The sequence below is a fragment of the Streptomyces sp. NPDC107528 genome (assembly GCF_055639295.1).
On record NZ_JBVKAV010000004.1, the window covers coordinates 1 to 24,029 of the forward strand.

Below are 24,029 nucleotides of genomic sequence, written 5' to 3' on the forward strand. Positions count from 1 at the left end.
CTGGCCCGACGGTGCGCGCGTACGACGCGTAACTCGGGGGAGTGTCGCCGCCGCGGCCGGATTCGGGGACGTATGCGGGTCCCGGTCGGCGGAGGTGAACGACCGGGACCCGCGTCCCCATCCCCTCCCACCGACTCCCCCTCCCCGGCCCGCTGTGGCCATGTCGCCCCCCTTGGGGTTGGCTCTCAGATGACCGGCGGCCGTCCCAGCCGGCAGAGCCGCCACACCGTGCGCCACCCCATGGGCCGCCGCTCACCGGCAGGTTCCCGTACGCCCTCCAGGAAGCCGCCGAACCAGGCGCGCAGGCCGGCGAGCGACGAGCGGTTGCGTACGAGGGTGAGGAGCACCCACAGCCCGAGATGCACGGGAATCAGCGCGAGGGGCAGTCGGCGGCGGGTCAGCCAGACCCGGTTGCGGGCGTTCACGCGGTAGTAGATGGCGTGCCGGGCGGGCGAGGTCTTCGGGTGCTGAAGGAGGAGTTCGGGCGCGTACAGGATGCGCCAGCCCGCGTCGACGGCCCGCCAGGCCAGGTCGGTCTCCTCATGGGCGAAGAAGAACTCGGCGGGCCAGTCCCCCGTCTCGGCGAGCATCGCCATACGCAGTGCGTGCCCGCCGCCGAGGAACCCGGTGACGTACCCGCCCCGCAGCGGATCCGACTTGCCGATCCTGGGCACGTGCCGCTGCTGAGTCTCGCCGTGCTCGTCGGCGATGCGGAAGCCGACGATGCCGAGCCGGTCGTCGGCGGCGTACAGGTCACGCACCCGCCGCAGCACGCCGGCGTCGACGAGGAGTCCGTCGTCGTCCAGCTCGACCACGACGTCGACGTCCCCGAAGTCGCGCAACCGGGCGAGGGCCGCGTTCCGTCCGCCCGGGCAGCCGAGGTTCTCGTCGAGCTCGATCGGCGTGAACTCACCGGGCAGCCCGAGCCGTGCGGCGAACTCGGGCAGCGGGCAGCCGTTGCCGACGACGACGATCCGTGCGGGGGCGAGGTCCTGCTTGGCCACGGACTCGAGCAGCGCGTCGACCTCGGCGGGGCGGTTCCCCATGGTCACCACGGCGACAGCGATCCTCGGATCCGTCATACCCTGCCCTCACCTCGTCCCGGCTGCGATTACCGCCGAGATGCTAGTGGTTCACGGTAAGGACGTCTCAATTTCTCCTTCTCGCAGGGCGATCGGCGGGCTACCTGCCTCGGGGCGAGGGCCGGCTCAGACCCGCAACGGGTTGGAACACATGGCCGCCATCAAGTACCAGGCGGTCGCCCCCACGTGCCGATACGGGTAGTACCCGAACCCGAACCCCGTGTCGAGCGGACTGCTGGCCGACACGACGCCCGCCCGCTCGGGAAGCGCCCGCCCACCGACGGTCTGACCCCCGCCGAGCAGATCCTGGGCCCGCTCGATGGAGTCGAGCAGCCGCCGCGCACGCGCCTCGTCACCGCGTCGGCGCCGTTCCCGCAGGGCGAGCGCGAGATGAGCGGTCCCCTCGAACCAGACGCCGTTGCGGTCGGGCCTGGGCTGGGAGTCGGCGATCGGGACGTCCTCGTTCGCGAGGAGGCTTGCGGAACTGAAGGTGACACCGTCGTACGACTGCCCCGCCGGCACCGTGCTGTTGCGCCGCCCGGCGTGGTCGAGGACGGCCAGTTCGCGCGCGGCCCAGTCCAGCGAACGGGCGTGGGCGCGGGAGTCGAGGGCGAGGTGGGTCCAGGTCTGGGTGTCCTCGGGGATCGGCGACCTGTTGACGGTCACCCCGTCATTGGTGCCGGTGTGGAAGAACCCTCCGTCCGGCTCCCACATCCTCATCACGAAGTCCTCGGCACGCGCCCGCCGAGCCAGCCACACCCTCTCCCCCGTGAGCCGGGCGAGCCGGCCGAAGAGGCAGAGGAGGTCGGTGTTGTGCTCGGTGGAGGTGAAGGGCAACTTCTCGTCGGCGCCGTTGACCCCGAACTTGTACCCCCCGAGCGGTTCATCGGTACGCCCGTTCCGCTCGATCCACTCCCCGATCCGCACGGCACCGCCCAGGAACCGCCGCTCCCCCGTCCGCCGCGCGAGCGCACTGAGCGCGATCCCGGCCCACGCCATGTCCCCCACGGCCGTACCCGTGAACCCGAACTGCGTCCCGACATTGACGGACCCGTCCGCCCGCACGAACCCGTCCGGCTGCCGCGAGCCGTCGTAGAAGGTGTACGGCCCGACGTTGTACCCCTGCCGGAGCCGGCCGTCGTCGTGCACCGGGTCGTGCTGCTGGGCGTACAGCAGCGCATCCCCGAGCACGACGGCACGCTCCCGCCCGTCGGCGGTGCGGGCGGCGAGGAGGGCGAGGATCGCGAGGGCGTTGTCGTAGGTGAAGGCGGTACTGAAGAGGCCCGCCTGGTCGGTGTAGCTCTGGGCGAGGCGGGTGGGGCCGTGGTCGGGGTGGGCGTCCATGGCGGTGGTGAGGAAGGTGAGCCCCCGCCGCCGAGGGGATGGGGTGGGCGCGGCTTGGGCGGCGCCGGCACCGGTCCCCGCGAGGGCCGCGACGCCGAGGCCCAGCCCGGTACCCATGAGCGCGCGACGACTGAGCGCCGGCCCCTGCATGCCGTTCATGCGGTTCATGTCGTCCATGTGGTTCAGGCCGTTCATGCGGTTCATGCCGTTCGTGCCGGTCATGGGTCTCCCTCGCCTCTGAGAGCGCTCTCAAGGATGCGCGCTCATTCTGCTGGTGTGCGTGAGGCGGGTCAATGTCCTTGACCTTTCCAGCAGTTGACGTGGGAGAGCCCCGGCCGGCCGGCGGATTACTGGCCGGGGCAGCTCAGGTTCGACCGGTACCGCCCGGACGATCGAAACTGCCACCCCACGGCACCCCAGCCGTGCGACACGCCATGCCCTGAGCAACAGAAAACCCCAGGTCGACGACTACCTGACCTGGGGTTTGATGGAGCCGCCTTCGGGATTCGAACCCGAGACCTACGCATTACGAGCTGTCCGATCTTGGTCCGCAGTGGTCCATGGGCGTCCACCAAAGGGCTCGCGTTGCAGGTCAGGCGACGTGCCGGACGTCCATGGACGAGCGCGTACTGTGCCGGATTGGGCGGCAATCGAGACTAAAACTGAGACTGGCCCAGCCGTACGGCTCCCTTGCGGCCGGAAGAGTAGGTGTCAGATTTACAGCGGGCTGGCTCGGCTGACTGTGAACTGGCGGAACAGGAGTGTGCACTCGTTCTGGGGGATGCCTGGGGGGACGAACTCTCCCCTTCCGACCCCGGATCATCACCAGAGCCGGACGTAGGCACAATCACCGCCGCTCAGGGCATCACGTCACAGGGAGCGCAGTAGTCGAGATGCAACGCGCTGCTCGCTGATCTGCTGCTGCTGGCTGCGCAGGGTGCCGCGCTCGTAGTAGGCGGCCACTGCTGCGAATGCGCCGGCTATCCAGGTTGGGGCATCGCCTCAGTTGATCGGGCCCATGGGCGCATCGTAGATCGCAGGAAGCAGAGCCCCGCAGCAGAGCGATTAGTCAGGGGGGGCCATCAACTTTTGGGCCTCCGTGACGAATTCCCTGCGAGCGGTGGATATCCGGCTAGACGCATCGACCATGATCCGCAGGGAACGCGCGTCCTCACCACCTGCACTAGCGAGCCTACGCGCGGCGATCGACAGCCGCAGGGCCTCCGCATACATGTTCTCTGCCAGTTCAGCCACGTGCTCAGGACCGGTGATCGTGACGTCTGTCGCCGCCCGCTTGAACGCGTCGAGAGCCAGCGACACCTGTCGCCACTCGTCTTGCGTCACCTCCCTGGTTCCGCCCGAAGACGATCGGTGCGCATTGAGAACGTCGTCGATCACCCTCTGAACGGTTTCCCCGTGATCCAATACCGCGGCGAAGGCCGCGCGGCGTTCGTCTCGCAGGCGGTGACGGACGTCAATCGCTTCCTGCTCTCGAGCTTGGCGGCGCGTCGTCCGGGCTTGGAGCAGCGGGCTTACCAACGCCGCCGCCAGCGTCCCCGCGATTCCAAGTCCTGCCGCCCATACTGCAGCATCCCCCTGATCCATGCGGGACATGATGCCGTTTCAAGTCCTTACACGGGCTGCCCACCCCGGCTAGGTGCCGGCCGCGAGGGCTCTCAAGCAGCCTCCGCTATCGTCCGGCCCATGAACTGGGGAGACGTACCTGCATGGGCTGCTCTTGTCGTCGCTGTCGCCGCGGCCGCGATCAGCGGCGTCGCGTTGAAGCACAGCAAGGAGTCGGTGCAGGCGGCGAAGGATTCTGCGGAGGCGGCACGGCGCTCGGCAGCGGCGGACGAAGCCACGCTTGCCGAGATGCGGCGTGAGGCGCAGGAGCGGCGGGGCGCTGAGGCCGAGGCGGCGCGGCCCAAGCCTGTACTGCGCGTGGATCACGTTAAGGGTGTGCTGTACATCGTGCGGAACTACGGCACCGGGCCAGCCGTCAACGTGACGACCGTACGGGCCGGCGAGCCGGACCAGTGCCGAGATCTGCCGAACGGCGAGACGATCGAAGCGGGCGACGGCCATGAATTCGCTATCGTCACCGCGATGGGTCTGCCGCTCCCGACGGCGATCTATGTGACCTGGGACGGCCAGACAACGCCATTCGCGCTGTCAGTGCCGAGGTGAAGTGCCTGCGGATCGGCTGTGAGCAATCGGGCTGCCCTTGCCAGGTGGGACACCACACGTGCGAGCAGGCGTAGAAACGACGTGCTCGATATCGGCTGCCCCATCCTGTGCGCTACACAAGGAACCCCTCGGCATACTTACAGCGGGCTCCGCCCACCGTCTGTGACCAGCAGCCTCGCCTCAGACCGCCGCTACTGGGGGACGCCTGGGGAGGCAGCGCTCGCTTCCTACGTCAGGGACCTGCCGTCTTAGCACAGATGATCAAGGACGGCGCCGAGCCTGAGTAATGCCGAGGGCAGGACTCACTACGCCTCTAGCACCGGCCAGCGCGAGAACTGGGCGAGGATAGCTTCAAGCCTTCCAATACTCCAGTCGCAGTTCGCTGTTCCTGCTCGTAAAGGGGAAACGCCACCCAGGTGCGAAGCGCAAGGGCGTAGACGACGCGTGTCATGCGAGGAGAGCACAACCGAAAACCTGCACGCTGGGTCACATGACTGGAGCTTCGAGGCGTCGGAGGGGACGGAACGGCCTCCGGAACAGTGGGGGCGAAGAGGAAGGGCGTTGGTATCACCACCCCTTCCTTAACCACCCAATCTCTAGCGCTCTAATTGTGACTTGCCTTACCGCACTGGCGGCCTTCCTTCTGTCCCTTTTCGCGGGTTGGATTGGCGGCGATGGAAAAGAGGATGACGAGGAGAGGATTTCGAAGCTTCCCCTCGGGGCGACCGTGGAATATTTTCAGCAAACACTTGGTAGTGAAGCGACAATTAACAGGGCCATCGGCGAGGGGTGGCGTGAACTACTGTGGATGCACGAAGAATATGCAGTCGAGGCCATCACTAATAGAGAGGGAACAGTGGAAGGATACTCGGTAACGACACACTCACACGACTTCCGCCCCGTGATTCCTCCAGGAGACGAGGATAGATTGGGAGCGTCTACGTTCGCCGAAGTATGGCCAAAAGGGCCACATGTTGTGAACGCCTTCACACAAGCAGGGCCAGATTACCGATACAGTGAAGCTTTGCCCGGTTCCGCACCTGGGCACAATATCACCTACATCATCACCGATAGCCTTGCCGGTAGAGGACGTGTGGGCGAAACACATGCGCTTGGTCTCGCTAACGCTTTCGGCGGGTTCGGTTCGGGCCCCCCTTGGCGACCCTACTGCGAGAATGATACTGATCATAGCTGGCGAGTCTATGAGACTACGAAGTCGCCAGACATTGCGCGAATGCGCCGCAAAGCCATAGTTACTACGTTTACCATTCTAGGGCCTAGATTGGAACTGTGTGACCTCCCTAAGGGGTTCAGCATTGGACCCACCTTCGATGACGAGAACGCCACCATCCATTGACGCAAGCCGCGACCAGGTCCGCTCTAGCCAGCCATCAGCGGCAGCAAGCCGGGGCGACCTGATATCACGATCAACGACTCGCACTAGGTGCCCGAAAGTCAGAAGTTTTCCAATCGAACCTCATGGCATTCCTCGCACATATCTGCCCAGGTGAGGTATCCGGCACATCCGCAATACGTACAGATTCCCTCGTGTTCCGAGCCGCATCGGAAGCAGATGAAAACGGCTTTGTCGGGAGAAGACACCGCGCGGACTTCGACCACGGCGGCGTCAGCACAGGACGTGCACTGGGCGAGGTCGTCCCCTCCCTCTTTGATGGTCACGTGCTGACTTTCGCCGATGTACTCCCAGGCAGCATCGACGCCGGTCCCGTATGTCTTCCCACAGAACAGGCATTCCAGGTCCATCGCTCCGCCGTCGAGGACCACGGCGTACTGACCGCAAGAGCGGCAGGCCACCGTGCTGCGCTCGTGACCGTCGAGCCGGTCACTGATTGACTCCCGCCGGTGTGCTACGAAATCCGTGAGGTGCTGCAGCTGCGCGCGGACTTTCTCCATCTGCTGCTCGGCAGCCCAAGAGTCTGCGGGCGTGTCGACGTGCGGCAGGACGTCCGCGCTGATGAAGCCAACGAGTAGGTCGAGCACAGGGACGGTCCGGGTCTGCACCGCGATGGCGGTGTCCTGGTGGCCGAAGTGCACGATGCGGTTGCGGAGATCGCCGAGAGCCTTGAGACCCGGGTCCTTGGCATCGATGCCACTCTCGATCTCCACGTCTTCGCCAAGACGCTTCAGCGCCATCTCGATTCCACAGCTCTTGAAGTCGCCGGCCTTGTGCTTGACCTTGTCGAACGTATGGGGTTTGGTCCACACGAGGGCGGGGTCGTGCATTTCCAGGCGGACCTTGAACAGAATCTCGGCCGCGATCTGAAGATGCACGACCGCATACTTCAGCTCGCGGGGAGCGGGACCGCCCTCCGCGGCGAGTGACTCGACGGCACTGACGAGGAAATCAAGGCCGTTGGTGAGCGGGGGGAAGTGGAAGTCCTGCACCTCAGCCTGGATGTCGGCCTTCAGCGCCGGCAGCGTCGACGGGTCCGGGAGTTCGCCACTTCCTGTCTCGGAGCCAGCCGCCGGGTGCGGGACGATGTCGTCGAGCGCCTCGCGCTGCGGCGGATCGGTCCCCTCAGTGGGCACGGGCAGCTCGGTGTCGCTCATGTGTTCCCCAATCCGTCAAATACCGGCTATCCAGGGAGACTCCCCGCCACCCTGCCTATCGGCAAATCGCGGTGCGCGCGGGCGTGCTCGGCCGGGGCGGAGCCGGTCGGGACGATGCGGATCCCTGTCTCCTCCGTCAAGTGCCACTTTTCCACTGCCGGCTCGCCTCCACGCGTCCATGGCCTACTGACGCCAGCGATCACGGTGGTGGCGGACGCACTCCAGGTCGATCGTGTGCCGCGGGTCGGTCCTGAGGACGCCGGCAGACTGGCCGCCGCGGGTCACCGTGAGGTCATCTTTGATAACGATGGCTCCGGCATCGAGCATTACGTGGCAGTTCGGGCACAGGCAGAAGGACGGATCGGATGGGTCGAGCTCGGTCGACTGAGTACCGTTTCTTGCGAGTCAGTGACGGGCAGGAGCGCTTGTTCGAGGAATAGTGGCTTCGCAGTCTTCTTCGTCGGTGCAGCCACCGAGGCGCGTGGGCCGCATGGAAGTAGCGAGGCGTTAAAGCAGTGCAGGGCCACTATCGGAGGGGGCTCCTTGGCCGGCCCCTTCTTGCGGCGAGACGGCGGGCATCGTGTTGCATGCGGTTGCCGAAGCCGTCGCTCTATACGTTATAAGGGTCTCGGCTGTTAGCCACCCATTCCCCTTGACTCATGTGCTGTTCGATTTCCTCGTTAGGTTCAATATCATTGGGTAGCGTGGTAGTGAACGCGATATGAGCTTCGAGAATCTGCTGGCGGCCGAGGTTAAAAGACTTCGAAAGGTCCGTTTGAAATAGAGTTGCCTCGCGCATATTGGCGCCCCATAGATTGGTTTCGGTAAGTTTTGCGTTGTTCAAGTAAGCGCCTTCCAAATCTGTTCTGTACAGGTAAGCGCCAGTGAGGTTTGCATCCTCAAGCTGCGCCCCAGCAGCCTGAGCGTGTTGCAGATTTGCCTGTGATAGGTCTGCCGATCTCAAATCCCACCTTCTCAGATCGGCACTTTCGAGTTGGAGTCCCTTCAGTTTCGCGCCGACGAGATTGACTCGAATAGACTTCGTGTTCTCTGGTCTTCTGGCCAATACGGTGATTGCTGCTTGAGCATCCTCCGACGCTTTTCCATCCGGAACCTCCGTGTCGCCCGCGTCCTCGGTGTTGATTGAGGGATTGCTGCGAACGAAAGCTGCCAGAACTTCGATCACGGTTTTAGCGTCACGTGCACTATCATTCATGATTCGTTCAAGCGAGTAGATCCCTCCTAGTCGTTCAGATAGGTTGGCTGATCCAAGAAGCTTGATCGCCTCGACATAGCGATCCGTGACCTGTCCTTCGCGTGCAATCTCTACTTGCTCGCGGTCCTTTTCTTGGGTGTGTGCGAACTGTTCTTGTGCATGCTCGAATTGCTGTTGAGCGAGTCTGAATTGTTCTTGCGTTTGTGTGAATTGCTCTCGTGCCAGCTTGTGGTTTCGACTGGTGTACCAAAGGCCGATAGTCGTCACTATCCCTGCGCCCAAGGCGACCAGCATGGTGCGGAAACCCGTGATCACAACGCCATCAGCTGGCTGTAGATCACGCTGCCGAAGGTGCGGCCGGTCGAAGTACCAGGGCCCTCTCCAAAGGAGCCACCCGTACCCGCAGACCCCGATCAGTGCGATCAGGGCGACCAGTACCGCTCCGAGGATCTTGCACGCGCGTTTCATGGCAGCCATCCTGCTTCGTGCCGCAGGGTGCTGACCTCGAAAAGTTGAAACCTGAGCTCGGCTGCCCCAACCACGGGGGTGTCTTCATGCCCCGAAGTCCTCAGCGCCCTGCAGGGCGCGGCCAGCCGGGGCGAAGGCAGCAGGCAGGCCGCGCCGCTGAAGCGGCGTACGCCCGCGCCGTGCGCGGGCCTTGATGAGGCAGGGAAAGTGCAGAGCGAAGCTCAAGGTGGGCTGCTGCCTGCCCTGGCATCACGTGCCGGCGCGGGGAGCAACGTCAGCTGGCATGAGTCGGCTGGTGAAGCCTTCGATGCACAGCCGCTCAAAAGCGGCAACGACGGTGTCGGGTACATCCTGCTCGATGGCCAGACCCAACCTCGGGAAAACGAGCACTCGTTGCAGGGCACCTGCGATCATGTCGATCACCATGCGAGCGTCCCCGATGGAGTCGGCGTACTCCTCCAGGCCCATCGGTGTGGACGCGCACACCACTTCGACCTCGGGCCACTTCTTGCGCATCATGGCGTACGAGCGCCGCTCTTCGTACGGCTTGGTCACGAGCAGGACGGACGAGACCTTGACGTCGGCCTCCGCCAACACCGCCTTCGTGAACTCGATGTTCTCGCCGGTGTTGGTGGCACGCGGTTCCAGCAGTACTGCGGAATCGGGCACCCCTAGCTGCAACGCCCGCTCGCGGTAGTGGACAGCCTCACCGCGCGGCATGCGCGCCCTGGTCGTGGGGCTGGTGGCCCCGGTGAAGACGATGACCGGCGCCATGCCCTGGTGGTACAGCTCCGCTGTCACGTCAGCCACACCAAGGTCGTGACTGCCCAGCCCCACGGCCACCGAACAAGGCTGTGGGTCGTGGTGCATGAAGTGGTAGTCCCACAGGAGTCGAGCATCCGCCCATGCCTGTGCCGAGATCATTCCTGCCCCTTCCTGTCCTGTGCCGAGTCGGGAACCTTGAAGTCGTACTCCCACGCGAAGCGAGAAGCCGAGTGAATGCCCACCGCGAACTCCACCACCGTGCCATCTGCGGTGAACGTGGTGCGGTGCAGCTCGACTACGGGCTCACCGGCGGGGAGCTGTAGGAGCTGCACTTCGTCCGCCGTCGGGACGCGGGCGAACAGGGCCTCTCTCATGTGGTCGATCTCGTATCCGGCGTCGTAGAGGACCCGGTATCCGCCGCCACGGCCGGCGGGGCCCGGGGTGGGGTCGACGATGCGTGTCCCCTCGACGTGCTCCGGCCTGTAGTAGCTGGTCAGGGTGTGAGTCGGCTGTACCCCTTCCTTCACGAGTCGGGCGCGTGCGTATACCTCGGAGCCGACTGGGACACCCAGCCCTTCCGCTACGAGGCTGTCTGCCTCGACACGGCTCACATTCTGCGTCTGCTCGTTGCGCTTGTACGCGCGTCCCGATGCGACACGGTCAGCGATGAACGCGACTTCGTCACCATCGCGCCACTTCGCCTTGTCGTACCGGGCGATCCCCAGCCGCTTGAGAGCAGCACGCGGACGCACGACGGTGCCGTGTCCACGCGTCGACGTCACAAGGCCTTCAGCCTCCAAGGCCTTGTAAGCCTTGTGGACGGTCTCCTTCGAGCCTTCCCCGGCCTCGACTAGCTCTCTGATCTGGGGCAACTGGGCGCCCGGCGGGTACTGACCGCCCTTGATCTGCTCCGCGAACCTGTCCGCCAGCTCGCGCCACTTCGGTGCCACGCAGAACTCCTCTCGACGCGAACCAGTGAACCACAGTCCTAGGACTGTTGACAGTCCTAGGACAGCGTGCCATCGTCATTCCAAGCCGTCCGCAGTCCTAGGACAGTGGCCGGAAGGAGCCTTCTTTGGGCTGCTTAGACAACTCCACAGCGTGATCCACCGCAGAACGATGGCCGTGACCACACCGGCTGAGGCGAGTGGAGACCAGTCGGTCATCTCCCGTCAGGGACACGTGCCGACTCAAAAGAACGGATCTGCCCAAGGGCACGCACGCCGCGCGAAAAGACCGAGATGCGATTCCTCGGAGGAGCGGGACTGAGGCACAGATCCATATCGCGCAACACGGGCTGTCACCTCCCGCAAAAGGTGTCCGGCGCGGCTCAGGCCCGCGCACCAGCCCCGGCATCCAGCCGTGAGGGCGCGGGATCGACTCCCGCCCGGGGCGCTCCGGCCGCTGTTCTGCGGCCGTGCCGCGCTTAGTCGCGGCTGATCACCCACAACGGCACGCACCCCCGGAGGGCCAACTCCGGGGGTGCTGTTCGGGCCGTTCACCCCTGTGAGAGGAACACGACCCAATGAGCCACATCGTCACTGTTCAGGACGCTGTTACCGAGTTCGCCGACTACATGGAGCCGACGGATGCGGAGCTGGACGCGATCGAGCAGGAGCTGCCCGTCATCCTGGCGGAACGCGACCTGCTCGACGCGCAGATCATCACCCTCGACCGCACGCCGAACGAGCTGGACGCGCAGCGCATCCGCCGGGCTCGCCGCAAGCTGCTCGCCGCACGCCGGGACCTGGCGAACGCGCCCACTTCGGTACGGCAGCACGCCGGGCACGGCTCGTTCCTGCCGGAGGTGGGAGCGTGAGCGCCACCAACCGCACGTTGACGGCTGCGCACGCTGAGGTGAAGGCGGAGATCGCGCGGACGGACACCAAGACGGGCCTGTTGCTGGCGTTCGTCGGCGCGGTGCTCGCCGGTACCTGGACGGTCGCCCGCGACCTGCCGCTGACCGTTCCCGCCGTTGTGGCGGGCGGGGTCGGGATGGCGCTGCTGGTCGGGGCGGCCGGTCTGCTGCTGCGCTCGACGCGGCCGAACATGCGCGGCCGGCACGGCTTCCCGCTGTGGGCCACCCTCAGCGCCGAGGAGATCACCGCCGCCGTCGCCACCGACCTGGCCGCTGATATTGCCGGGCTGTCCCGGCTCGCGGTCGTCAAGTTCACCTGCCTGCGCCGCGCGGTCGACCTGACTCTGACCGGCGGGGCCCTGCTCATCCTCGCCGCCCTGCTCACCGCCGGGGGTGCCCGATGACCACCGTCAAGCTGACGAAGGTTCAGATCAGTGTCCTGGCTGCCGCGTTCGTGCCGATGCTCGCCACGGGCGTGTTCGGCGGGATCGGCACGTACAGCAACATCGGCCACTCCTACGGAAAGGGCACCGCGCTCGGTGCACTCGCCGCTGGTGAGGGTGCCACCGCCGTGCTGGCCCTGGTCCTGTTGGGCTTGACCATGCTGGGCCAGTCCTCCCCGCGCATCGTGCGGGCAGGGTTGTGGGTGCTGCCGGCCGCGGCCGCTGTCATGGGTGCCATGGCCGCACCCGACCTGGGTCGGACCGTCATCTATGCCCTGACGCCGATGGGCATGTCCGTCTCTGCGGAGGGCATGGCGTTCCTCGCCCGGCGCATCGTGGTCCACACCGACGGCCGCGACGCGGAGCACGAGCGGCGCACCGCCGACCTGGTGCAGTCGCTCGCCTACCACCGCGCCCGCGCCACCCACCACCCCAGCGACCGCATCAAGTGGTGGTCGGAGCGCAAGTCGTGGCGGTTGGCGCGCAAGGTCGGTGTTGGGGATGTGGCGCTCGGATCGAGGCTGCTGGACGTGCAGCGCGATCGGGTCACAGCTGGTGCGGATGCCGCGCTCGCGTCGATGTTCGTCACCCCCGCCGCCCTCGATCCTGTACTGGACGCGAATGCGGAGGAATCGACCGAGACCGTAATGAAACGGTCTATGGCTGAGCTGCGGGAATCGACCCCGGACCCGGTAGTCACGCTGACCCGGCTGACGGTGCCGGATCCGGTCGCGGTGGACCTGGGTAAGTCGATTCCTCCGCTCAAGCCGGTGCCTGCGATCGGCGCCCCGATCGAGCCTGCGGTCACGGAGCCGGTACGGCGGAGTGTTCCTGCGGAATCGGCCCGGCCGCGAGGGGCGACCGGTCGACTGCCCGACGCGGCCCGATCGCCCCGCCCGAAGCGGACGCCGGATCAGTTGCTCGATGAGGCACGCAAGGCGACGGCCGACTGGCCGGACGCGCAGGTGACCGGCGAAGGCATCCGCCGTGCGATCCGCACCTCTCCGGCGAACGCCCGCAAGCTGCGGGATGCCCTGCTCGCTGAGCGGGCCGCCGCCCCGACCGGCTGATGGCGACGCTGCCGGTGTTCCGGTGGCACCTCGCCCCGGACGGCTACGCCACCCGCCGCCAACTGCGCGCACGGGGCTTGCGGCCTGGTGGTCAGGGTGTGGCGGCTCAGTTGGAGCGGCCGCGCCGGCGGCGGGGGCCGCTGGTCGCCTACCTGTACCGCATCGACTGCGCGAAGCCGGTACGGCCGATGACCCCGGCCCGGTGGGCGGCTCTGGCCAAGGCCAACGCCGCCCGCCGCCGCTGCCCGGCCTGCCGGCGCGATGCCGGATACGTCATCCCCACCTCGCTCGGCACCTGCACGCCGTGCGCCTACCCCGGCCCGCCCGGGCCTGAAGGGACTACCTGACATGGGCAACTCCGACATCCGCCGCCTGGACAAGGAGATCCAGCGCACGACGAACAAGCTGAATGCCGTCAAGCGAGGCGAGTGGTGGCCGCTGACCAGCCGTGAACGGCTCGACATGACCCGTGCGATGGCCGGTGGCGCCCGCAGTATCCACCGGGGCCGCAGCACGAGTGGTGCGGAGGACCGGATGGACTCCATCGGTTCCGCCGTCGAGACGCGGCTGAGCGCGGAGCTGACCGCCCTGATCGGCGAGCGCCAGCGGCTCATCACCGAGGCCGCCCGCGCCAAGGCCGCCAAGAAGTCCTCCGGTTGGGGCTGGTGACCATGCCCGCCAAGGAGACGCCTCCGGGCGAGTGCCCGCAGTGCTGGCAGCACGCCCACGACCGGCGCGCACACCGCCACCTCCGGCCGCGCGAGGACTGCCCGCAGTGCGTGGACCACATGGTCAACGGCCACCCCTACATCGTGCCCAAGAAGGCGTCGAAGTGGTGGTGAGCATGGACTGACGCTGTCCCGCCGCTCACCCGGAAGACCCCACGCCCTGCGGCGGTCCGGTCGCCGTGACCGTGCTGGACGCCCTCAATGCGGGGGCCGACGGGTGCGAGCATCACTGCGCCCGGCTGCTGGCCTCCCTCGCGGGTGGGCGTGTCTACGCCCTCCCGGACGCCCCGCCCGGGGCAGCGATCCGTGTCTTCAAGGCCGCCGCCGGTATCCGCCCGTTCTGCTGGGTCGACGGCCCGCGCACACAGCCGTCGCAGCTCAGCGACATCGAGAACCGGGCCCGTCGGGGCCGCTGACGCGCACCTCAGCGTCCGGGCGGCCGTCCCTGCCGGTCCCGGCCGCCCCGGCACTTCTCTCAACTCCCGCCCCGCTCGGGGCAGTCAGGAGACACCCCAGCATGTCCGAGAACGTCGTTTACCTGCACAAGAACATCGAGCCGTCGGCCGAACCGGCGAGCGTGACCACGCTGACCGTGGTCCCCGACGCGGCGCCGCCCAAGCCGGTGCCGCTGTGGGTTCGCTCCGGCCGCGCGGTGAAGACCGCCGCCACCCACGAGCGCACCAAGACCACCGTCCGCGCGGTGGCCCGCCACGGCCTCTACACGTTCAACGGGGGCCGGATCGTGGCCCGCCGCACCTGGGACGCCCGCACTCCTGCCCGCTACGAACGCATGCAGCGCGCCGCCGAAGCCGCGGGAAACTACGAGCTGGCCGAGGAGTGGGAGGAGCGCGGTCAGCGCTTCCGCGACGCACGTCACCGCCGCCGCATGGACCTGCTCCACTCCCCGGTCGAGGGTGCCAAGGGTGTCGCGGTCGGGACCGGCATGGGCATCGGGACCCTGATCGCGCTCGGGGTCGTGATGGCCATCAACAATGGCGACGTCAAGGACGTCATCACGCCGCTCGCGGCGACCATCGACTTCATCGGCCTGCTGATCCGGATCGTGCAGGTGGTGTGGGGTCCGGCACTCTCGATCGGCCCGTTCCTCGCCCTGCTCGCCCTGTGGGCCGTCGGCAGCAAGCAGCAGGCCGCACCCCAGTGGGCGCTTCCGGCGAACGTCCGCTCCGGTGAGGGTGAGCCGATCACGCCGTCGATCGTGGTCAAGGCCCTGCGTGACCTCGGCATCGCTCCACTGAAGAACGCCATCAAGGAGATGGGCGACGCCGGCGCGTCCATGCTCGGACCGATCACGATCGCCGGGTGCGGTGTCGAGGTCGACGTCACGCTGCCCTCTGGGGTGTCGACGAACGAAGTGCAGCAGCGTCGGCGCAAGGTCGCGGAGAACCTCACCCGGCACGAGCACGAGGTGTACATCACGATCCCCGAGGCCGCCCGCACCGTGCGGCTGTGGATCGCCGACTCCGGCGCGCTCGACGAGCCGATCGGCCCGTCCCCGCTGGTCACCGACGACACGATGACCGCGAACTACAAGACCGGCCGCGCCCCGTGGGGCCGGGACCTGCGCGGCGACGCGGCGGAACTGAGCGTGTATCAGCGCCACATGCTCGTCACCGGCCGCTCCAACCAGGGCAAGACCGCCGCCCTGCGCGCGCTCGCCCTGTGGCTGTCGCTGGACAAGTCGGTTCAGTTCTGGATCGCCGACCTCAAGGGCGTCGGGGACTGGAGCATGTTCAACGGCATCGCCGACGTGCTGATCGAGGGACCCTCGGACGACCACTGCATCCAGGCGACCGAGATGGTCGAAGACGCAGTCGATGAGATGAACCGCCGCATCGAGCTGCGCCGCCGCGACCCGTCCGCGACCTTCCCGCCGCTCATCGTCCTGGTCGACGAGGCACAGAAGGCGTTCATGTGCCCGGCCAAGGACAAGGAAAAGCGCCCCTACGGCGGCTCCAAGACCACCTCCCGCTACTACATGGCCGTACGGGAGATCCACAACCAGGGCCGAGTGGTCGACGTGCTGATGTGGCAGGGCACCCAGGACCCCACCAACGAGAACCTTCCCAAGCTCGTGCGCGAAGGCGCCCACACCCGCGCCTCACTCGTGCTGGGCACCGAATCGCAGTCGGCAATGGCGCTCGGGGACAAGGCCGTTGAGGACGGGGCCGCCCCGCACATGCTGCGCCAGGGACTGGACAAGGGAACCCTGGTGGTCGCCTCCGACGGCATCGAGATGCCCAAGGGACAGTCGCACATCACGGTGCGCACCCACTTCATCGACGACGACCCGGCCAATGCCATCGCCGACCGGGCCAAGGCACTGCGCGACGGCGTCACCACCTTGCACTCCATTGAGCGCGGCGAGAAGCGCGACCCGCTCGCCGACATCGCCAGCGTGTTCGGGGATGCGAAGCGGCTGCGGACGCAGGAGATCATCAACCGGCTCGCCGCGCTCAGCCCGGACACCTACAGCGGCTGGACGTTCCTCGATCTCACGCGCGAGCTGAACGACACCGGCGCGGAGCCGTACAAGTCCGACGGCGTCATGGTCGTCAGCCGCGACCGCCTCACCCGCGCACTCGCCAACCGCGACAACGAGGGTTCCGCTTCCGCCGCCGGATGACAGGGAGCCGACCCCGCCCGGGCCAGGGAGGCAGGGAGAACTCCCTAACCCCCTCCCTGACCCGCCTCCCTGGCCCTGACCTGCACGAATGATCACTCAGGGAGGCAGGGAGGCACCCCAGGTCAGACCCCTGAAACCCCTCCACAGCGCCCCTGCAAGGGGGTGCCTCCGCCTCCCTGACCCGGCATCGGAAGGGATTCCGCATGTACCCCGAGCCTGCCCGCCACGCCCCCGCCTACAGGGCCGTGGAAGTCCACCAGCCCACCCCCATCACCCCCGTGGTGATGACGTCGGCGCCGCTCGTTCCCGTCCAGCCGGGCACCGTCCCGGCCGTGGCGAGTGTCGTCCTGCCGGACGGGCGCGTCGTCACCGGCTATGCCATCGAGCCCGCCAAGCCGGAGCCCGTTGCGGCGAAGCCGCCCGTCTCCCGGGCGGCCGTGAACGTCGCCCTCGGGGGCGTCGGGTTCCTCGCCGTGTGCGGCGGACTGCTGCTGCTGACCACGTTCATCGCTGCCCTGACCGCGCTGATCACTCAGCTCATCGTTCTCGCCGCCGTCATCTTCGGCGGATGGATCGCCGTGCAGGTGCTCAGCGCGAGCGGCCACCAGGGCGAGACCACTGTCAACATCCGCAAGGCCGTCATCAAGCGCAACAAGTTCTACGGCTGACACAGGGAGGTCAACACTCGTGATCCGACTCCGTATCAAGGTCGTCTGCTGGTCACGCCGCGCGCTGGCCCTGACCGACACCCCTCGCCCCAACTGCCCGGACTGCCAGGGCAAGGGCGGTCACCACCACGACTACGGCGACCACAACGGCGAGTACGCCGGCACCGAATGGGTGTCCTGCCCCTGCTGGGACGAAAACCGGTGCACGGTCCTGCTGCCGCTCCCGCGCCGCCCCCGCTGGCTGCGCCGCCGCCGCGCCAACGGCCGTGACCCGTGGGGGCCCGGCGGCTACAGCGACGAACCGCCCTTCTAGCGACGCCAAGGGCGACCCCCCACTCACGCCAATGAATCGGGGCCGCCCTTGTCCACCTGCCACTGACTGACCTGTGGAGGTCTCCCAGCATGACCCAACCCACCGACATCCGGCGAGTGCACAGCGGCATGAGTGAGCACCTGCTCACCGCGCTGCACCTCGCAGCGTCCGGCGTCCCGCCCCTGCCACTGCGGGCGGGGAAGCTCCCGTTCGGGAACTGCCCGACCTGCGCGCGCAACGCGTGCGGTGGCAGGCCGAACATGAAGACCCCCGGCCCCTGCTCCTGCCCGCAGCCCTGCCACGGCTGGGCCGCCGCCACCACCGACCCGCACGTTCTCAACTCCCCCCAGTGGGCCACCGCGTGGCGGCAGGCGGCGGCGGTCGCCTACCACCCCGGCGGCGCCGGCGTGACCGTGGTCGACCTCGACAACGCGGACGCCATCACGTGGGCCCGCGGGACTCTGCCCGCCACCCGGACCGTTCGGACGACCCGGGGTGAGCACTGGCTGTACGAGGGCGTCATGCCGTCCGCCAACAAGGTCCGGCCGGGGATCGACGTCAAGTCCCTTATGGGGTATGCCCGTTGGCTCAGTTGGGGCCGTGGCGCCATGGCCGCTCTCCCGGCCTCTGTGCGTGCTCTGGCACTAACGGACCCCTCTACGGCCCGTAGGGCGCCACAAACCCTCTCTGCGCCCCTGGGAGGCCAGAACGGGGAGTGTCGCCACCGCTCGCCCGTGTTTCTGGACCGTGGGATTGCCATGGCGGAGCAGCAGATCACCGGGGCCCGGGAAGCGGTGCACGCCACCGTCTACCGGACGTTCCTCGCCGTGTTGTCCACGCACGGTCGGTGCGGCTGCCTCACGGACACGCATGTCGCCAAGCTGTTCACCGCCGCGCAGGCCAAGGGCGAGACGCCCCGGCACTGCACGGACGCGTGGGCCAACGCCCTCACCACGTTGGGACTGTGACCATGGCAGACGACGAGAAGAACCCCGCCCGCCAGATCATCACCGACTACGCGCAAGCGCACTTCCGGTACTTCCGCACCCCGGACGGGACCGTGTACGCGCAGCGCAACGGCCAGCCCATCGCCCGGCCGATCCGCTCCCAGGGCACCACCGGAAGCCACCGTCAGGAACTCATGGTCGGCCTCTACCGCGACGGACGCGGCGCGTTCAACGGATCGGCCCTGAAAGAGGCGTTGGATTTGATCGAGGCGCTCGCGCTGTCCGAGGACGTGCAGCCCGTGCACATCCGTGTCGCCCCCGGATTCGACGGGGCAACGTGGCTGGACCTGGGACGCGATGACGGGCAGTCCGTGCGCATCCATCCCACCGGATGGGACATCCTCACTCCCGACCCGCAGGAAGTGTGCTGGCGGCGCACCCAGCTCACCGGTGAACTGCCCCTGCCCGTCAAGGACACGAACGGCAAGGGGATCGATCTGTTGATGCGGCTGTGCAACTTCGCCGGTGCGGAGAACGAGTGCCTGGCCATCGCATGGCTGATCGGCTGTCTCGGTCCGTCCGTGCCCGTCCCGGCCCCGTTCCTCACCGGCCCCCAGGGCGCCGGGAAGTCGACCGGCGGGCGGATGTTGGTCCGGATCATCGAGGGCATGAGCGGGGACCTGCGCCGGGCCCCGAAGGACGAAGAGAACCTGATCGCGGCCGTAGCGGCGGGATGGGTCACGGCGCTGGACAACCTCTCGCACATGTCGCCGGACCTGTCAGATGCGATGTGCTGCATCGTCACCGGAGCCGAGAGCGTCAAGCGGGCCCTGTTCACCGACGGGGACGTCTTCCGCGTTGGCTACCGCCGCCCACTGCTGCTCACCGGGATCGACGTGGGCGTCATCCGGCCCGACCTCGCCGAACGGCTCCTCCCGCTGCGCTTGGAGCGGCCCCGCGTGCGACGGACCGAGGCGGAACTGTGGGCGGAGTACAAGGAAGTTCTGCCCGTCGTGCTCGGCTCCCTGCTCGACCTCACAGTCAGGGTTCGTGCAGCGGAGGCGGAGACTCCCACCGACCTGCGCATGGCCGACTTCGCGCACCTGTGCGCGCAGTTCGACGCGGCGACGGGGCTCGGGGCGCTGGCCGCGTATCGGGCCCGGCTGGACGACCTCAACGACGACGTCATCGAGGGCGACCTGTTGGCACAGACCGTCCTAAGCCACGCCGAGACCATTGAGCCAGGTACGGCGCAGCGGATGACGTCCACGGAGTGGCTGTCCTGCCTCAGTCGCCTCTACAGCGGCGATGACTGCCGTCCGCTGCCCAAGGGGTGGCCGACCACGGGCAAGGTGCTCTCCGACCGTCTCAAGCGCCTACAGCCCACCCTCGCCGCACGGGGTGTGCTCATCGACTCCGGCCGCACCAGTCAGGGCCGGTACCTGGAAATGACCCGCCCTGCCCCGGCGCCCCCGCACGGACAGCAGCGGATGCTCTGACCCACGCTCACGCGGACAAGCAAGAGGAGCACCACCCCGCCCCGCCGGGGGTGCTCCTCTTGCTGTTCGGCGCTCGCGCCGCCCCAAGGACGTGCCGCGCAGCGGCTCCTTCTTCGCGTTCTGAGCGGCACCGCACTACGACAGACACCCCCTTCTTTGTCCTAAGAGGGAAGACTCTGCGTCATCTGCGTCACGCGAGCCTGAAAACGGCACCTGACCTGCGACTACCGGCATGACGCAGACGGCCGCGCCTGCGTCATCCTGTGTCATCTGCGTCATGGGCCACGTCACGGATGACGCTGCGCATGACGCATCCATGACGCAGGCCTCGCCCCCAGCGTCACCTAAATCAGCAGGTCAGAGGCCTGAATGACGCTAGCGACGCAATGACGCAGAAATCCACACCTCGGACAGGTGCGGGCAAGGTCCCCCGCGCAACTCCCTGAAAGCGAAGACGAATTGCCCTGGAGGCACCCGGATGAGCACCGCGACTGCCGCCCCCCTCGACCGGCTTCTGTACAAGCCCGAGGAAGCCGCCGAGGCACTCGCCCTCGGTCGGTCTACGGTCTACGAGCTGATGGCCGAAGGCGCCCTGAAGTACATCAAGTTGGGCCGCGCGCGCCGAATCCGGCGCGCTGAACTCGAAGCCTTCGTTGCCGCCCTCGCTCTGCTGCCCAACTGATCCGAGCACACCCAGAGGCGCCCCGAGCACTCCGCTCGGGGCGCCTCCCACGTGGAGGAACACACATGAGCCCCCGGAAGTCGAATCTGGAATCGACCGTCTACTTCGGCGATGACGGCTGGTGGCACGGCCGCGTGACCATGGGCGTGCTGCCTGATGGAAGCCCCGACCGCCGCCACCGCATGGCCCGCACCGAACCGGCCGTGCGCCGCAAGGTCCGCGAACTGGAGAACCTTAGGGAGAAGGGGCGCGCCCCAAAGGCCGGCCGTAAACCGACCGTAGAGCAGTGGATGACGACCTACCTGACCGACATCGCGAGCCTGAAGCTCAAGCCACGCTCGCTGGACGACTACTGGTCCAAGACCCGCAACGACATCGTCCCCAGGGTCGGAAAGCACCGCATCGACAAGCTCGCCCCCGAGCACTTGGAGCAGATGTACCGGGCCATGCTCGACTCCGGTCACGCCCCGTCCCACATCGTCAAGGTCCACCGCATCCTGTCGCGGGCCCTGAAGATTGCCCACCGCCGCCGGATGATCGGCGAGAACGTCGCCACCCTGGTCGACCCGCCCTCGATCGACGAGACCGAGGCGAACCCATTCACCCAGGAAGAGGCCAAGGCATTCCTGGAAGCGGCGGCCAAGCGGCCCACGTTCATGCGCTGGATCGTCGGCGTCGGCATGGGCTTCCGGCAAGGCGAGACCCTGGGACTGCGCTGGCCCTACGTCGACCTCACGGCCGAACTGTTCCACCCCAAGTGGCAGCTACAGCGCCTCACATGGCGCCACGGCTGCGGTAACGCGCACGCCTGCGGGGGACGGCTGCACCGCTTCGAGCCCTGCCCACCCGACTGCGCCACGCACAAGAACTACAAGCGCGGATGCCCAAAGCCGTGCACCAAGACGTGCGTCAAGCACGCGAGCACCTGCCCCGACCGCAAGGGCGGCGGACTGGCCTTCACCCGCCCCAAGACCAAGAAGAGCACGAACCCCGTACCGATCCCCCCCGCCTTCATCCCCTACCTTGTCGCGCACAAGGCACAGCAGGACGAACTACGGGAGGCAGCTGGCGAACTCTGGCAGGAGCACCACGCCGTGTTCACCCGCCCCGATGGCCGCCCTATCGATCCCCGCGCCGACTGGGAGGAATTCAAGGAACTCCTCGACGAGGCGGGAATCACAGACCGTCGCCTCTACGACGGAAGCCGCCACACCGCCGGCACGATCCTCAACGAACTCGGGGTCGACATGCCCACGATCATGGAGATCCTGCGCCACACCCAGATCAGTCAGACCCGCCGTTACGTCAAGGGCCGCTCGCACCTCTCCAAGGACGCCATGCGCCGCATGGGAGACACCTTCCTGCCCGCCCCGGAGCCTGCCCCTGCGTCCGCAACTGAGACTAGAACTGAGACTGGGGACCGCCGCGCGGCCCGCTCTCGCGCCCGCCGCCGCATCCGTTAAAAGCAAAAGCCCCAGGTCACGGCGAGTGAGTCCTGAGGCTTCCACAGAGCCGCCTTCGGGATTCGAACCCGAGACCTACGCATTACGAGTGCGTTGCTCTGGCCATCTGAGCTAAGGCGGCGCGCTGTCCGCACTATGGTGCGATCAGCAACGTCGGTAAGTCTACACAGTTTCTGAGGGTGCTCCGTACCGCCCCCTACCCGGCCCTCCGCGGCCCTCCCCTGGCCCTCCGCGGCCCTCCCCTGGCCCTCCGCGGCCCTCCCCCGGGCCTCCGGCGACTCCCCTCGGGCCCCGGAGCGCGGCGCTCCGGGGCCTGGCATCACCGACCCGCAGCCGTCAGCAGCGCTTGTCCCGGGTAGGCGGTGTCCCCCGGAGGAGATACGTGTTGATCGTCCTGTCGATGCACGCGCTGCCCCGCCCGTACGCCGTGTGGCCGTCGCCGTCGTAGGTGAGGAGGCGGGACGAGGAGAGCTGGCGGGAGAGGGCCTTGGCCCAGCGGTAGGGGGTGGCCGGGTCGCGGGTTGTGCCGACCACGACGATGGGTGCCGCGCCCCTCGCCTCGATGCGGTGCGGCTCGCCGGTCGGTGCCACCGGCCAGTACGCGCAGTTCAGGGTGGCCCAGGCGAGGCCCTTGCCGAAGACGGGGGACGCCTTCTCGAACGCGGGGAGGGCTGCACGCACCTCCTCGGGAGTGGAGAAGGCCGCCGGGAGGTCCACGCAGTTGACCGCCGCGTTGGCGAACATCAGGTTCGTGTAGCGGCCGTCGGAGTCGCGCTCGTAGTAGCTGTCGGAGAGAGCGAGGAGGCCTCCGCCGTCGTTCTCGCGCATCGCCGCGGACAGGGCGTCGCGCAGGGTGGCCCAGGCTCCCTCGTCGTACATCGCCGCGATCACGCCGGTGGTGGCGAGGGATTCGCTGAGTTCACGGCCGGCGGAGTCGCCGGTCGGGATCGGCCGCGCGTCGAGCTTCCCGAAGAAGGCCTTGAGGTTCTTGCCGACCGCGTTCGCCTTCGTGCCCAGCGGACAGTCCCGCTGCCGCACGCAGTCCCGCGCGAACGCCTGAAACGCCGTCTCGAACCCAGCCGTCTGGTCGAGGTTCATCCGGCGAGCGGGCAGGGACGGGTCCATGCCGCCGTCCAGCACCAGCCGGCCCACCCGGTCCGGGAAGAGCCCGGCGTACGTCGCTCCGAGGAAGGTGCCGTACGACGCCCCCACATACGACAGCTTGTCGTCGCCCAGCGCCGACCGCAGGAGGTCCATGTCCCGGGCCGCCTCGGCGGTGGAGACATGCCGGAGCAGGCCGGGTGCGTCCGCTCCGCAGCCCTCCGCGAACTTCTTGTACGCGCCGACGAGCCGACCCGTCTCCTTGTCGTTGTCGGGCGTGAAGTCCGTCTGCGTGTACACGTCCATCTCACGGCCGTCGAGGCACTCGACGGGCTCGCTGCTCGCGACGCCGCGCGGGTCGACCGCGACCATGTCGTACTGGGCCCGCACCTCCATCGGGTAGCCGATCCCCGCGTACTGCTGGAGATAGCCGATCGCCGAACCGCCCGGGCCGCCCGGATTCACGAGCAGCGAACCGAGCCGCTTGCCCGGTCCCGTCGCCTTCTTGCGGGCCACCGCGAGACGGGTCTCCCCGCCGTTCGGCTTGGCGTAGTCGAGCGGCACCTTGATGGTCGTGCACTGGAAGCCGGGCACCCCGCAGCTGTGCCAGGTCAGCTTCTGTGCGTAGTACGGCGTGAGCGCCGCCGGAGTCGACCTCGGCAGCGCGGCCAGCGCCGCCCCCGCCGCCGGGCTTCCGGTTTTCATCGTCGCGTCGGGTGTCCCACCGGAGGAGCAGGCGGAGACGAGCAGCGCGGCAACTGCGATGAGGCTGCCGAACGTGCCGGCCCGCCGGGAGGTCGAGCGGCGGTTGCGTGCGCCCTGCCCGCTGGGGCTCGGGTCTGGGCTGACTGGAGAGCTGGGCCTGGTGTGCATTTGGCGAGCGTAACTCTGTGCAGTGGTTTGGATGCTTTGCGTGCACGACGCGGCTCGTACGTGTTACGTCGTCAACCTCCTGTTGATCACTTCTGCGACCTGGCCGG

General features: G+C 67.6%; 24 protein-coding genes and 1 tRNA gene. 16 read left to right on the forward strand and 9 right to left on the reverse strand.

Going from position 1 to position 24,029, the window contains the following annotated elements; all coding sequences use genetic code 11:
• Positions 1–185: 185 nt before the first annotated feature.
• From ACZ7L5_RS13580 to ACZ7L5_RS13590, 3 genes are all read right to left on the reverse strand, one after another.
• Positions 186–1,082, reverse strand: a complete 897-nt coding sequence (locus ACZ7L5_RS13580) for a glycosyltransferase family 2 protein (RefSeq protein WP_471516766.1) — start codon at positions 1,080–1,082, stop codon at positions 186–188.
• A 126-nt stretch (positions 1,083–1,208) separates the two neighbouring features.
• A complete protein-coding gene (locus ACZ7L5_RS13585) occupies positions 1,209–2,594 on the reverse strand; it encodes a Tat pathway signal sequence domain protein (protein WP_471517330.1) in 1,386 nt (461 codons plus the stop codon).
• Positions 2,595–3,491: 897 nt separating this feature from the next.
• Positions 3,492–4,031, reverse strand: coding sequence for a hypothetical protein (locus ACZ7L5_RS13590; RefSeq protein WP_471516767.1), 540 nt, complete (start codon positions 4,029–4,031; stop codon positions 3,492–3,494).
• Between the two features lie 99 nt (positions 4,032–4,130).
• Between ACZ7L5_RS13590 and ACZ7L5_RS13595 the strand changes: the two genes are divergently transcribed.
• Together ACZ7L5_RS13595 and ACZ7L5_RS13600 are read left to right on the forward strand one after the other, a co-directional pair.
• The gene (locus ACZ7L5_RS13595) at positions 4,131–4,613 is read left to right on the forward strand and encodes a hypothetical protein (protein WP_471516768.1); all 483 of its coding nucleotides are present in this window, start codon (positions 4,131–4,133) and stop codon (positions 4,611–4,613) included.
• 490 nt (positions 4,614–5,103) lie between these two features.
• Positions 5,104–5,970: an ETEC_3214 domain-containing protein gene (locus ACZ7L5_RS13600; protein ID WP_471516769.1), complete on the forward strand. Its 867-nt coding sequence runs from the start codon at positions 5,104–5,106 to the stop codon at positions 5,968–5,970.
• A 98-nt stretch (positions 5,971–6,068) separates the two neighbouring features.
• On the opposite strand, the gene ACZ7L5_RS13605 is transcribed toward ACZ7L5_RS13600, so the two are convergent.
• The 4 genes from ACZ7L5_RS13605 to ACZ7L5_RS13620 all read right to left on the reverse strand — a co-directional run bounded on the left by ACZ7L5_RS13605 (position 6,069) and on the right by ACZ7L5_RS13620 (position 10,583).
• Positions 6,069–7,184, reverse strand: a complete 1,116-nt coding sequence (locus ACZ7L5_RS13605) for a hypothetical protein (protein ID WP_471516770.1) — start codon at positions 7,182–7,184, stop codon at positions 6,069–6,071.
• A 610-nt stretch (positions 7,185–7,794) separates the two neighbouring features.
• Entirely contained in the window at positions 7,795–8,877 is a 1,083-nt protein-coding gene (locus ACZ7L5_RS13610; protein ID WP_471516771.1) for a pentapeptide repeat-containing protein, read from the reverse strand.
• Positions 8,878–9,117: 240 nt separating this feature from the next.
• A complete protein-coding gene (locus ACZ7L5_RS13615) occupies positions 9,118–9,792 on the reverse strand; it encodes a YdcF family protein (protein ID WP_471516772.1) in 675 nt (224 codons plus the stop codon).
• The gene (locus ACZ7L5_RS13620) at positions 9,789–10,583 is read right to left on the reverse strand and encodes a GntR family transcriptional regulator (RefSeq protein ID WP_471516773.1); all 795 of its coding nucleotides are present in this window, start codon (positions 10,581–10,583) and stop codon (positions 9,789–9,791) included. The genes ACZ7L5_RS13615 and ACZ7L5_RS13620 overlap by 4 nt, the downstream gene beginning before the upstream one ends.
• A 575-nt stretch (positions 10,584–11,158) precedes the next feature.
• On the opposite strand from ACZ7L5_RS13620, the gene ACZ7L5_RS13625 reads away from it, so the two are divergent.
• The 14 genes from ACZ7L5_RS13625 to ACZ7L5_RS13690 all read left to right on the forward strand — a co-directional run bounded on the left by ACZ7L5_RS13625 (position 11,159) and on the right by ACZ7L5_RS13690 (position 21,948).
• A complete protein-coding gene (locus ACZ7L5_RS13625) occupies positions 11,159–11,452 on the forward strand; it encodes a DUF6284 family protein (RefSeq protein ID WP_471516774.1) in 294 nt (97 codons plus the stop codon).
• Positions 11,449–11,895, forward strand: coding sequence for a Pycsar system effector family protein (locus tag ACZ7L5_RS13630; RefSeq protein WP_471516775.1), 447 nt, complete (start codon positions 11,449–11,451; stop codon positions 11,893–11,895). The genes ACZ7L5_RS13625 and ACZ7L5_RS13630 overlap by 4 nt, the downstream gene beginning before the upstream one ends.
• Complete coding sequence (locus ACZ7L5_RS13635) at positions 11,892–13,004, forward strand: conjugal transfer protein (protein ID WP_471516776.1); 1,113 nt, start codon at positions 11,892–11,894, stop codon at positions 13,002–13,004. Before ACZ7L5_RS13630 ends, ACZ7L5_RS13635 begins: the two co-directional genes overlap by 4 nt.
• Entirely contained in the window at positions 13,004–13,351 is a 348-nt protein-coding gene (locus ACZ7L5_RS13640; protein WP_471516777.1) for an RRQRL motif-containing zinc-binding protein, read from the forward strand. Before ACZ7L5_RS13635 ends, ACZ7L5_RS13640 begins: the two co-directional genes overlap by 1 nt.
• A gap of 1 nt (position 13,352) precedes the next feature.
• Complete coding sequence (locus ACZ7L5_RS13645) at positions 13,353–13,673, forward strand: hypothetical protein (RefSeq protein WP_471516778.1); 321 nt, start codon at positions 13,353–13,355, stop codon at positions 13,671–13,673.
• A 2-nt stretch (positions 13,674–13,675) separates the two neighbouring features.
• Positions 13,676–13,846 carry a pRL2-8 gene (locus ACZ7L5_RS13650; RefSeq protein ID WP_471517331.1) on the forward strand — a complete coding sequence of 57 codons (171 nt, stop codon included), beginning with the start codon at positions 13,676–13,678 and terminating at the stop codon, positions 13,844–13,846.
• Positions 13,847–13,911: 65 nt separating this feature from the next.
• Positions 13,912–14,148: a hypothetical protein gene (locus ACZ7L5_RS13655; protein WP_471516779.1), complete on the forward strand. Its 237-nt coding sequence runs from the start codon at positions 13,912–13,914 to the stop codon at positions 14,146–14,148.
• A gap of 101 nt (positions 14,149–14,249) precedes the next feature.
• Positions 14,250–16,376 carry an FtsK/SpoIIIE domain-containing protein gene (locus ACZ7L5_RS13660; RefSeq protein ID WP_471516780.1) on the forward strand — a complete coding sequence of 709 codons (2,127 nt, stop codon included), beginning with the start codon at positions 14,250–14,252 and terminating at the stop codon, positions 16,374–16,376.
• A gap of 203 nt (positions 16,377–16,579) precedes the next feature.
• Positions 16,580–17,044 carry a hypothetical protein gene (locus tag ACZ7L5_RS13665; protein WP_471516781.1) on the forward strand — a complete coding sequence of 155 codons (465 nt, stop codon included), beginning with the start codon at positions 16,580–16,582 and terminating at the stop codon, positions 17,042–17,044.
• Positions 17,045–17,063: 19 nt separating this feature from the next.
• Positions 17,064–17,357, forward strand: coding sequence for a hypothetical protein (locus tag ACZ7L5_RS13670; RefSeq protein ID WP_471516782.1), 294 nt, complete (start codon positions 17,064–17,066; stop codon positions 17,355–17,357).
• An 89-nt stretch (positions 17,358–17,446) separates the two neighbouring features.
• On the forward strand, positions 17,447–18,325 hold the full coding sequence (locus ACZ7L5_RS13675) for a bifunctional DNA primase/polymerase (RefSeq protein ID WP_471516783.1): 879 nt from the start codon (positions 17,447–17,449) through the stop codon (positions 18,323–18,325).
• Positions 18,326–18,327: 2 nt separating this feature from the next.
• Positions 18,328–19,803: an ATP-binding protein gene (locus tag ACZ7L5_RS13680; RefSeq protein ID WP_471516784.1), complete on the forward strand. Its 1,476-nt coding sequence runs from the start codon at positions 18,328–18,330 to the stop codon at positions 19,801–19,803.
• 478 nt (positions 19,804–20,281) lie between these two features.
• Positions 20,282–20,485, forward strand: a complete 204-nt coding sequence (locus tag ACZ7L5_RS13685; RefSeq protein WP_471516785.1) for a helix-turn-helix domain-containing protein — start codon at positions 20,282–20,284, stop codon at positions 20,483–20,485.
• A 65-nt stretch (positions 20,486–20,550) separates the two neighbouring features.
• A complete protein-coding gene (locus ACZ7L5_RS13690; RefSeq protein ID WP_471516786.1) occupies positions 20,551–21,948 on the forward strand; it encodes a tyrosine-type recombinase/integrase in 1,398 nt (465 codons plus the stop codon).
• A 47-nt stretch (positions 21,949–21,995) separates the two neighbouring features.
• Here ACZ7L5_RS13690 and ACZ7L5_RS13695 read toward each other — a convergent pair.
• Positions 21,996–22,069, reverse strand: a tRNA-Thr gene (locus ACZ7L5_RS13695).
• Between the two features lie 215 nt (positions 22,070–22,284).
• The gene (locus ACZ7L5_RS13700; protein ID WP_471516787.1) at positions 22,285–23,922 is read right to left on the reverse strand and encodes an alpha/beta hydrolase; all 1,638 of its coding nucleotides are present in this window, start codon (positions 23,920–23,922) and stop codon (positions 22,285–22,287) included.
• Positions 23,923–24,029: the final 107 nt, after the last annotated feature.

Bases quoted from the DNA above. Each gene is read 5' to 3' on its own strand.
- ACZ7L5_RS13580 (WP_471516766.1), bottom strand. From the start codon at position 1,082: ATGACGGATCCGAGGATCGCTGTCGCCGTGGTGACCATGGGGAACCGC.
- ACZ7L5_RS13585 (WP_471517330.1), bottom strand. From the start codon at position 2,594: ATGAACCGCATGAACGGCATGCAGGGGCCGGCGCTCAGTCGTCGCGCG.
- ACZ7L5_RS13590 (WP_471516767.1), bottom strand. From the start codon at position 4,031: ATGGATCAGGGGGATGCTGCAGTATGGGCGGCAGGACTTGGAATCGCG.
- ACZ7L5_RS13595 (WP_471516768.1), top strand. From the start codon at position 4,131: ATGAACTGGGGAGACGTACCTGCATGGGCTGCTCTTGTCGTCGCTGTC.
- ACZ7L5_RS13600 (WP_471516769.1), top strand. From the start codon at position 5,104: ATGACTGGAGCTTCGAGGCGTCGGAGGGGACGGAACGGCCTCCGGAAC.
- ACZ7L5_RS13605 (WP_471516770.1), bottom strand. From the start codon at position 7,184: ATGAGCGACACCGAGCTGCCCGTGCCCACTGAGGGGACCGATCCGCCG.
- ACZ7L5_RS13610 (WP_471516771.1), bottom strand. From the start codon at position 8,877: ATGGCTGCCATGAAACGCGCGTGCAAGATCCTCGGAGCGGTACTGGTC.
- ACZ7L5_RS13615 (WP_471516772.1), bottom strand. From the start codon at position 9,792: ATGATCTCGGCACAGGCATGGGCGGATGCTCGACTCCTGTGGGACTAC.
- ACZ7L5_RS13625 (WP_471516774.1), top strand. From the start codon at position 11,159: ATGAGCCACATCGTCACTGTTCAGGACGCTGTTACCGAGTTCGCCGAC.
- ACZ7L5_RS13635 (WP_471516776.1), top strand. From the start codon at position 11,892: ATGACCACCGTCAAGCTGACGAAGGTTCAGATCAGTGTCCTGGCTGCC.
- ACZ7L5_RS13640 (WP_471516777.1), top strand. From the start codon at position 13,004: ATGGCGACGCTGCCGGTGTTCCGGTGGCACCTCGCCCCGGACGGCTAC.
- ACZ7L5_RS13645 (WP_471516778.1), top strand. From the start codon at position 13,353: ATGGGCAACTCCGACATCCGCCGCCTGGACAAGGAGATCCAGCGCACG.
- ACZ7L5_RS13650 (WP_471517331.1), top strand. From the start codon at position 13,676: ATGCCCGCCAAGGAGACGCCTCCGGGCGAGTGCCCGCAGTGCTGGCAG.
- ACZ7L5_RS13660 (WP_471516780.1), top strand. From the start codon at position 14,250: ATGTCCGAGAACGTCGTTTACCTGCACAAGAACATCGAGCCGTCGGCC.
- ACZ7L5_RS13665 (WP_471516781.1), top strand. From the start codon at position 16,580: ATGTACCCCGAGCCTGCCCGCCACGCCCCCGCCTACAGGGCCGTGGAA.
- ACZ7L5_RS13675 (WP_471516783.1), top strand. From the start codon at position 17,447: ATGACCCAACCCACCGACATCCGGCGAGTGCACAGCGGCATGAGTGAG.
- ACZ7L5_RS13680 (WP_471516784.1), top strand. From the start codon at position 18,328: ATGGCAGACGACGAGAAGAACCCCGCCCGCCAGATCATCACCGACTAC.
- ACZ7L5_RS13685 (WP_471516785.1), top strand. From the start codon at position 20,282: ATGAGCACCGCGACTGCCGCCCCCCTCGACCGGCTTCTGTACAAGCCC.
- ACZ7L5_RS13690 (WP_471516786.1), top strand. From the start codon at position 20,551: ATGAGCCCCCGGAAGTCGAATCTGGAATCGACCGTCTACTTCGGCGAT.
- ACZ7L5_RS13700 (WP_471516787.1), bottom strand. From the start codon at position 23,922: ATGCACACCAGGCCCAGCTCTCCAGTCAGCCCAGACCCGAGCCCCAGC.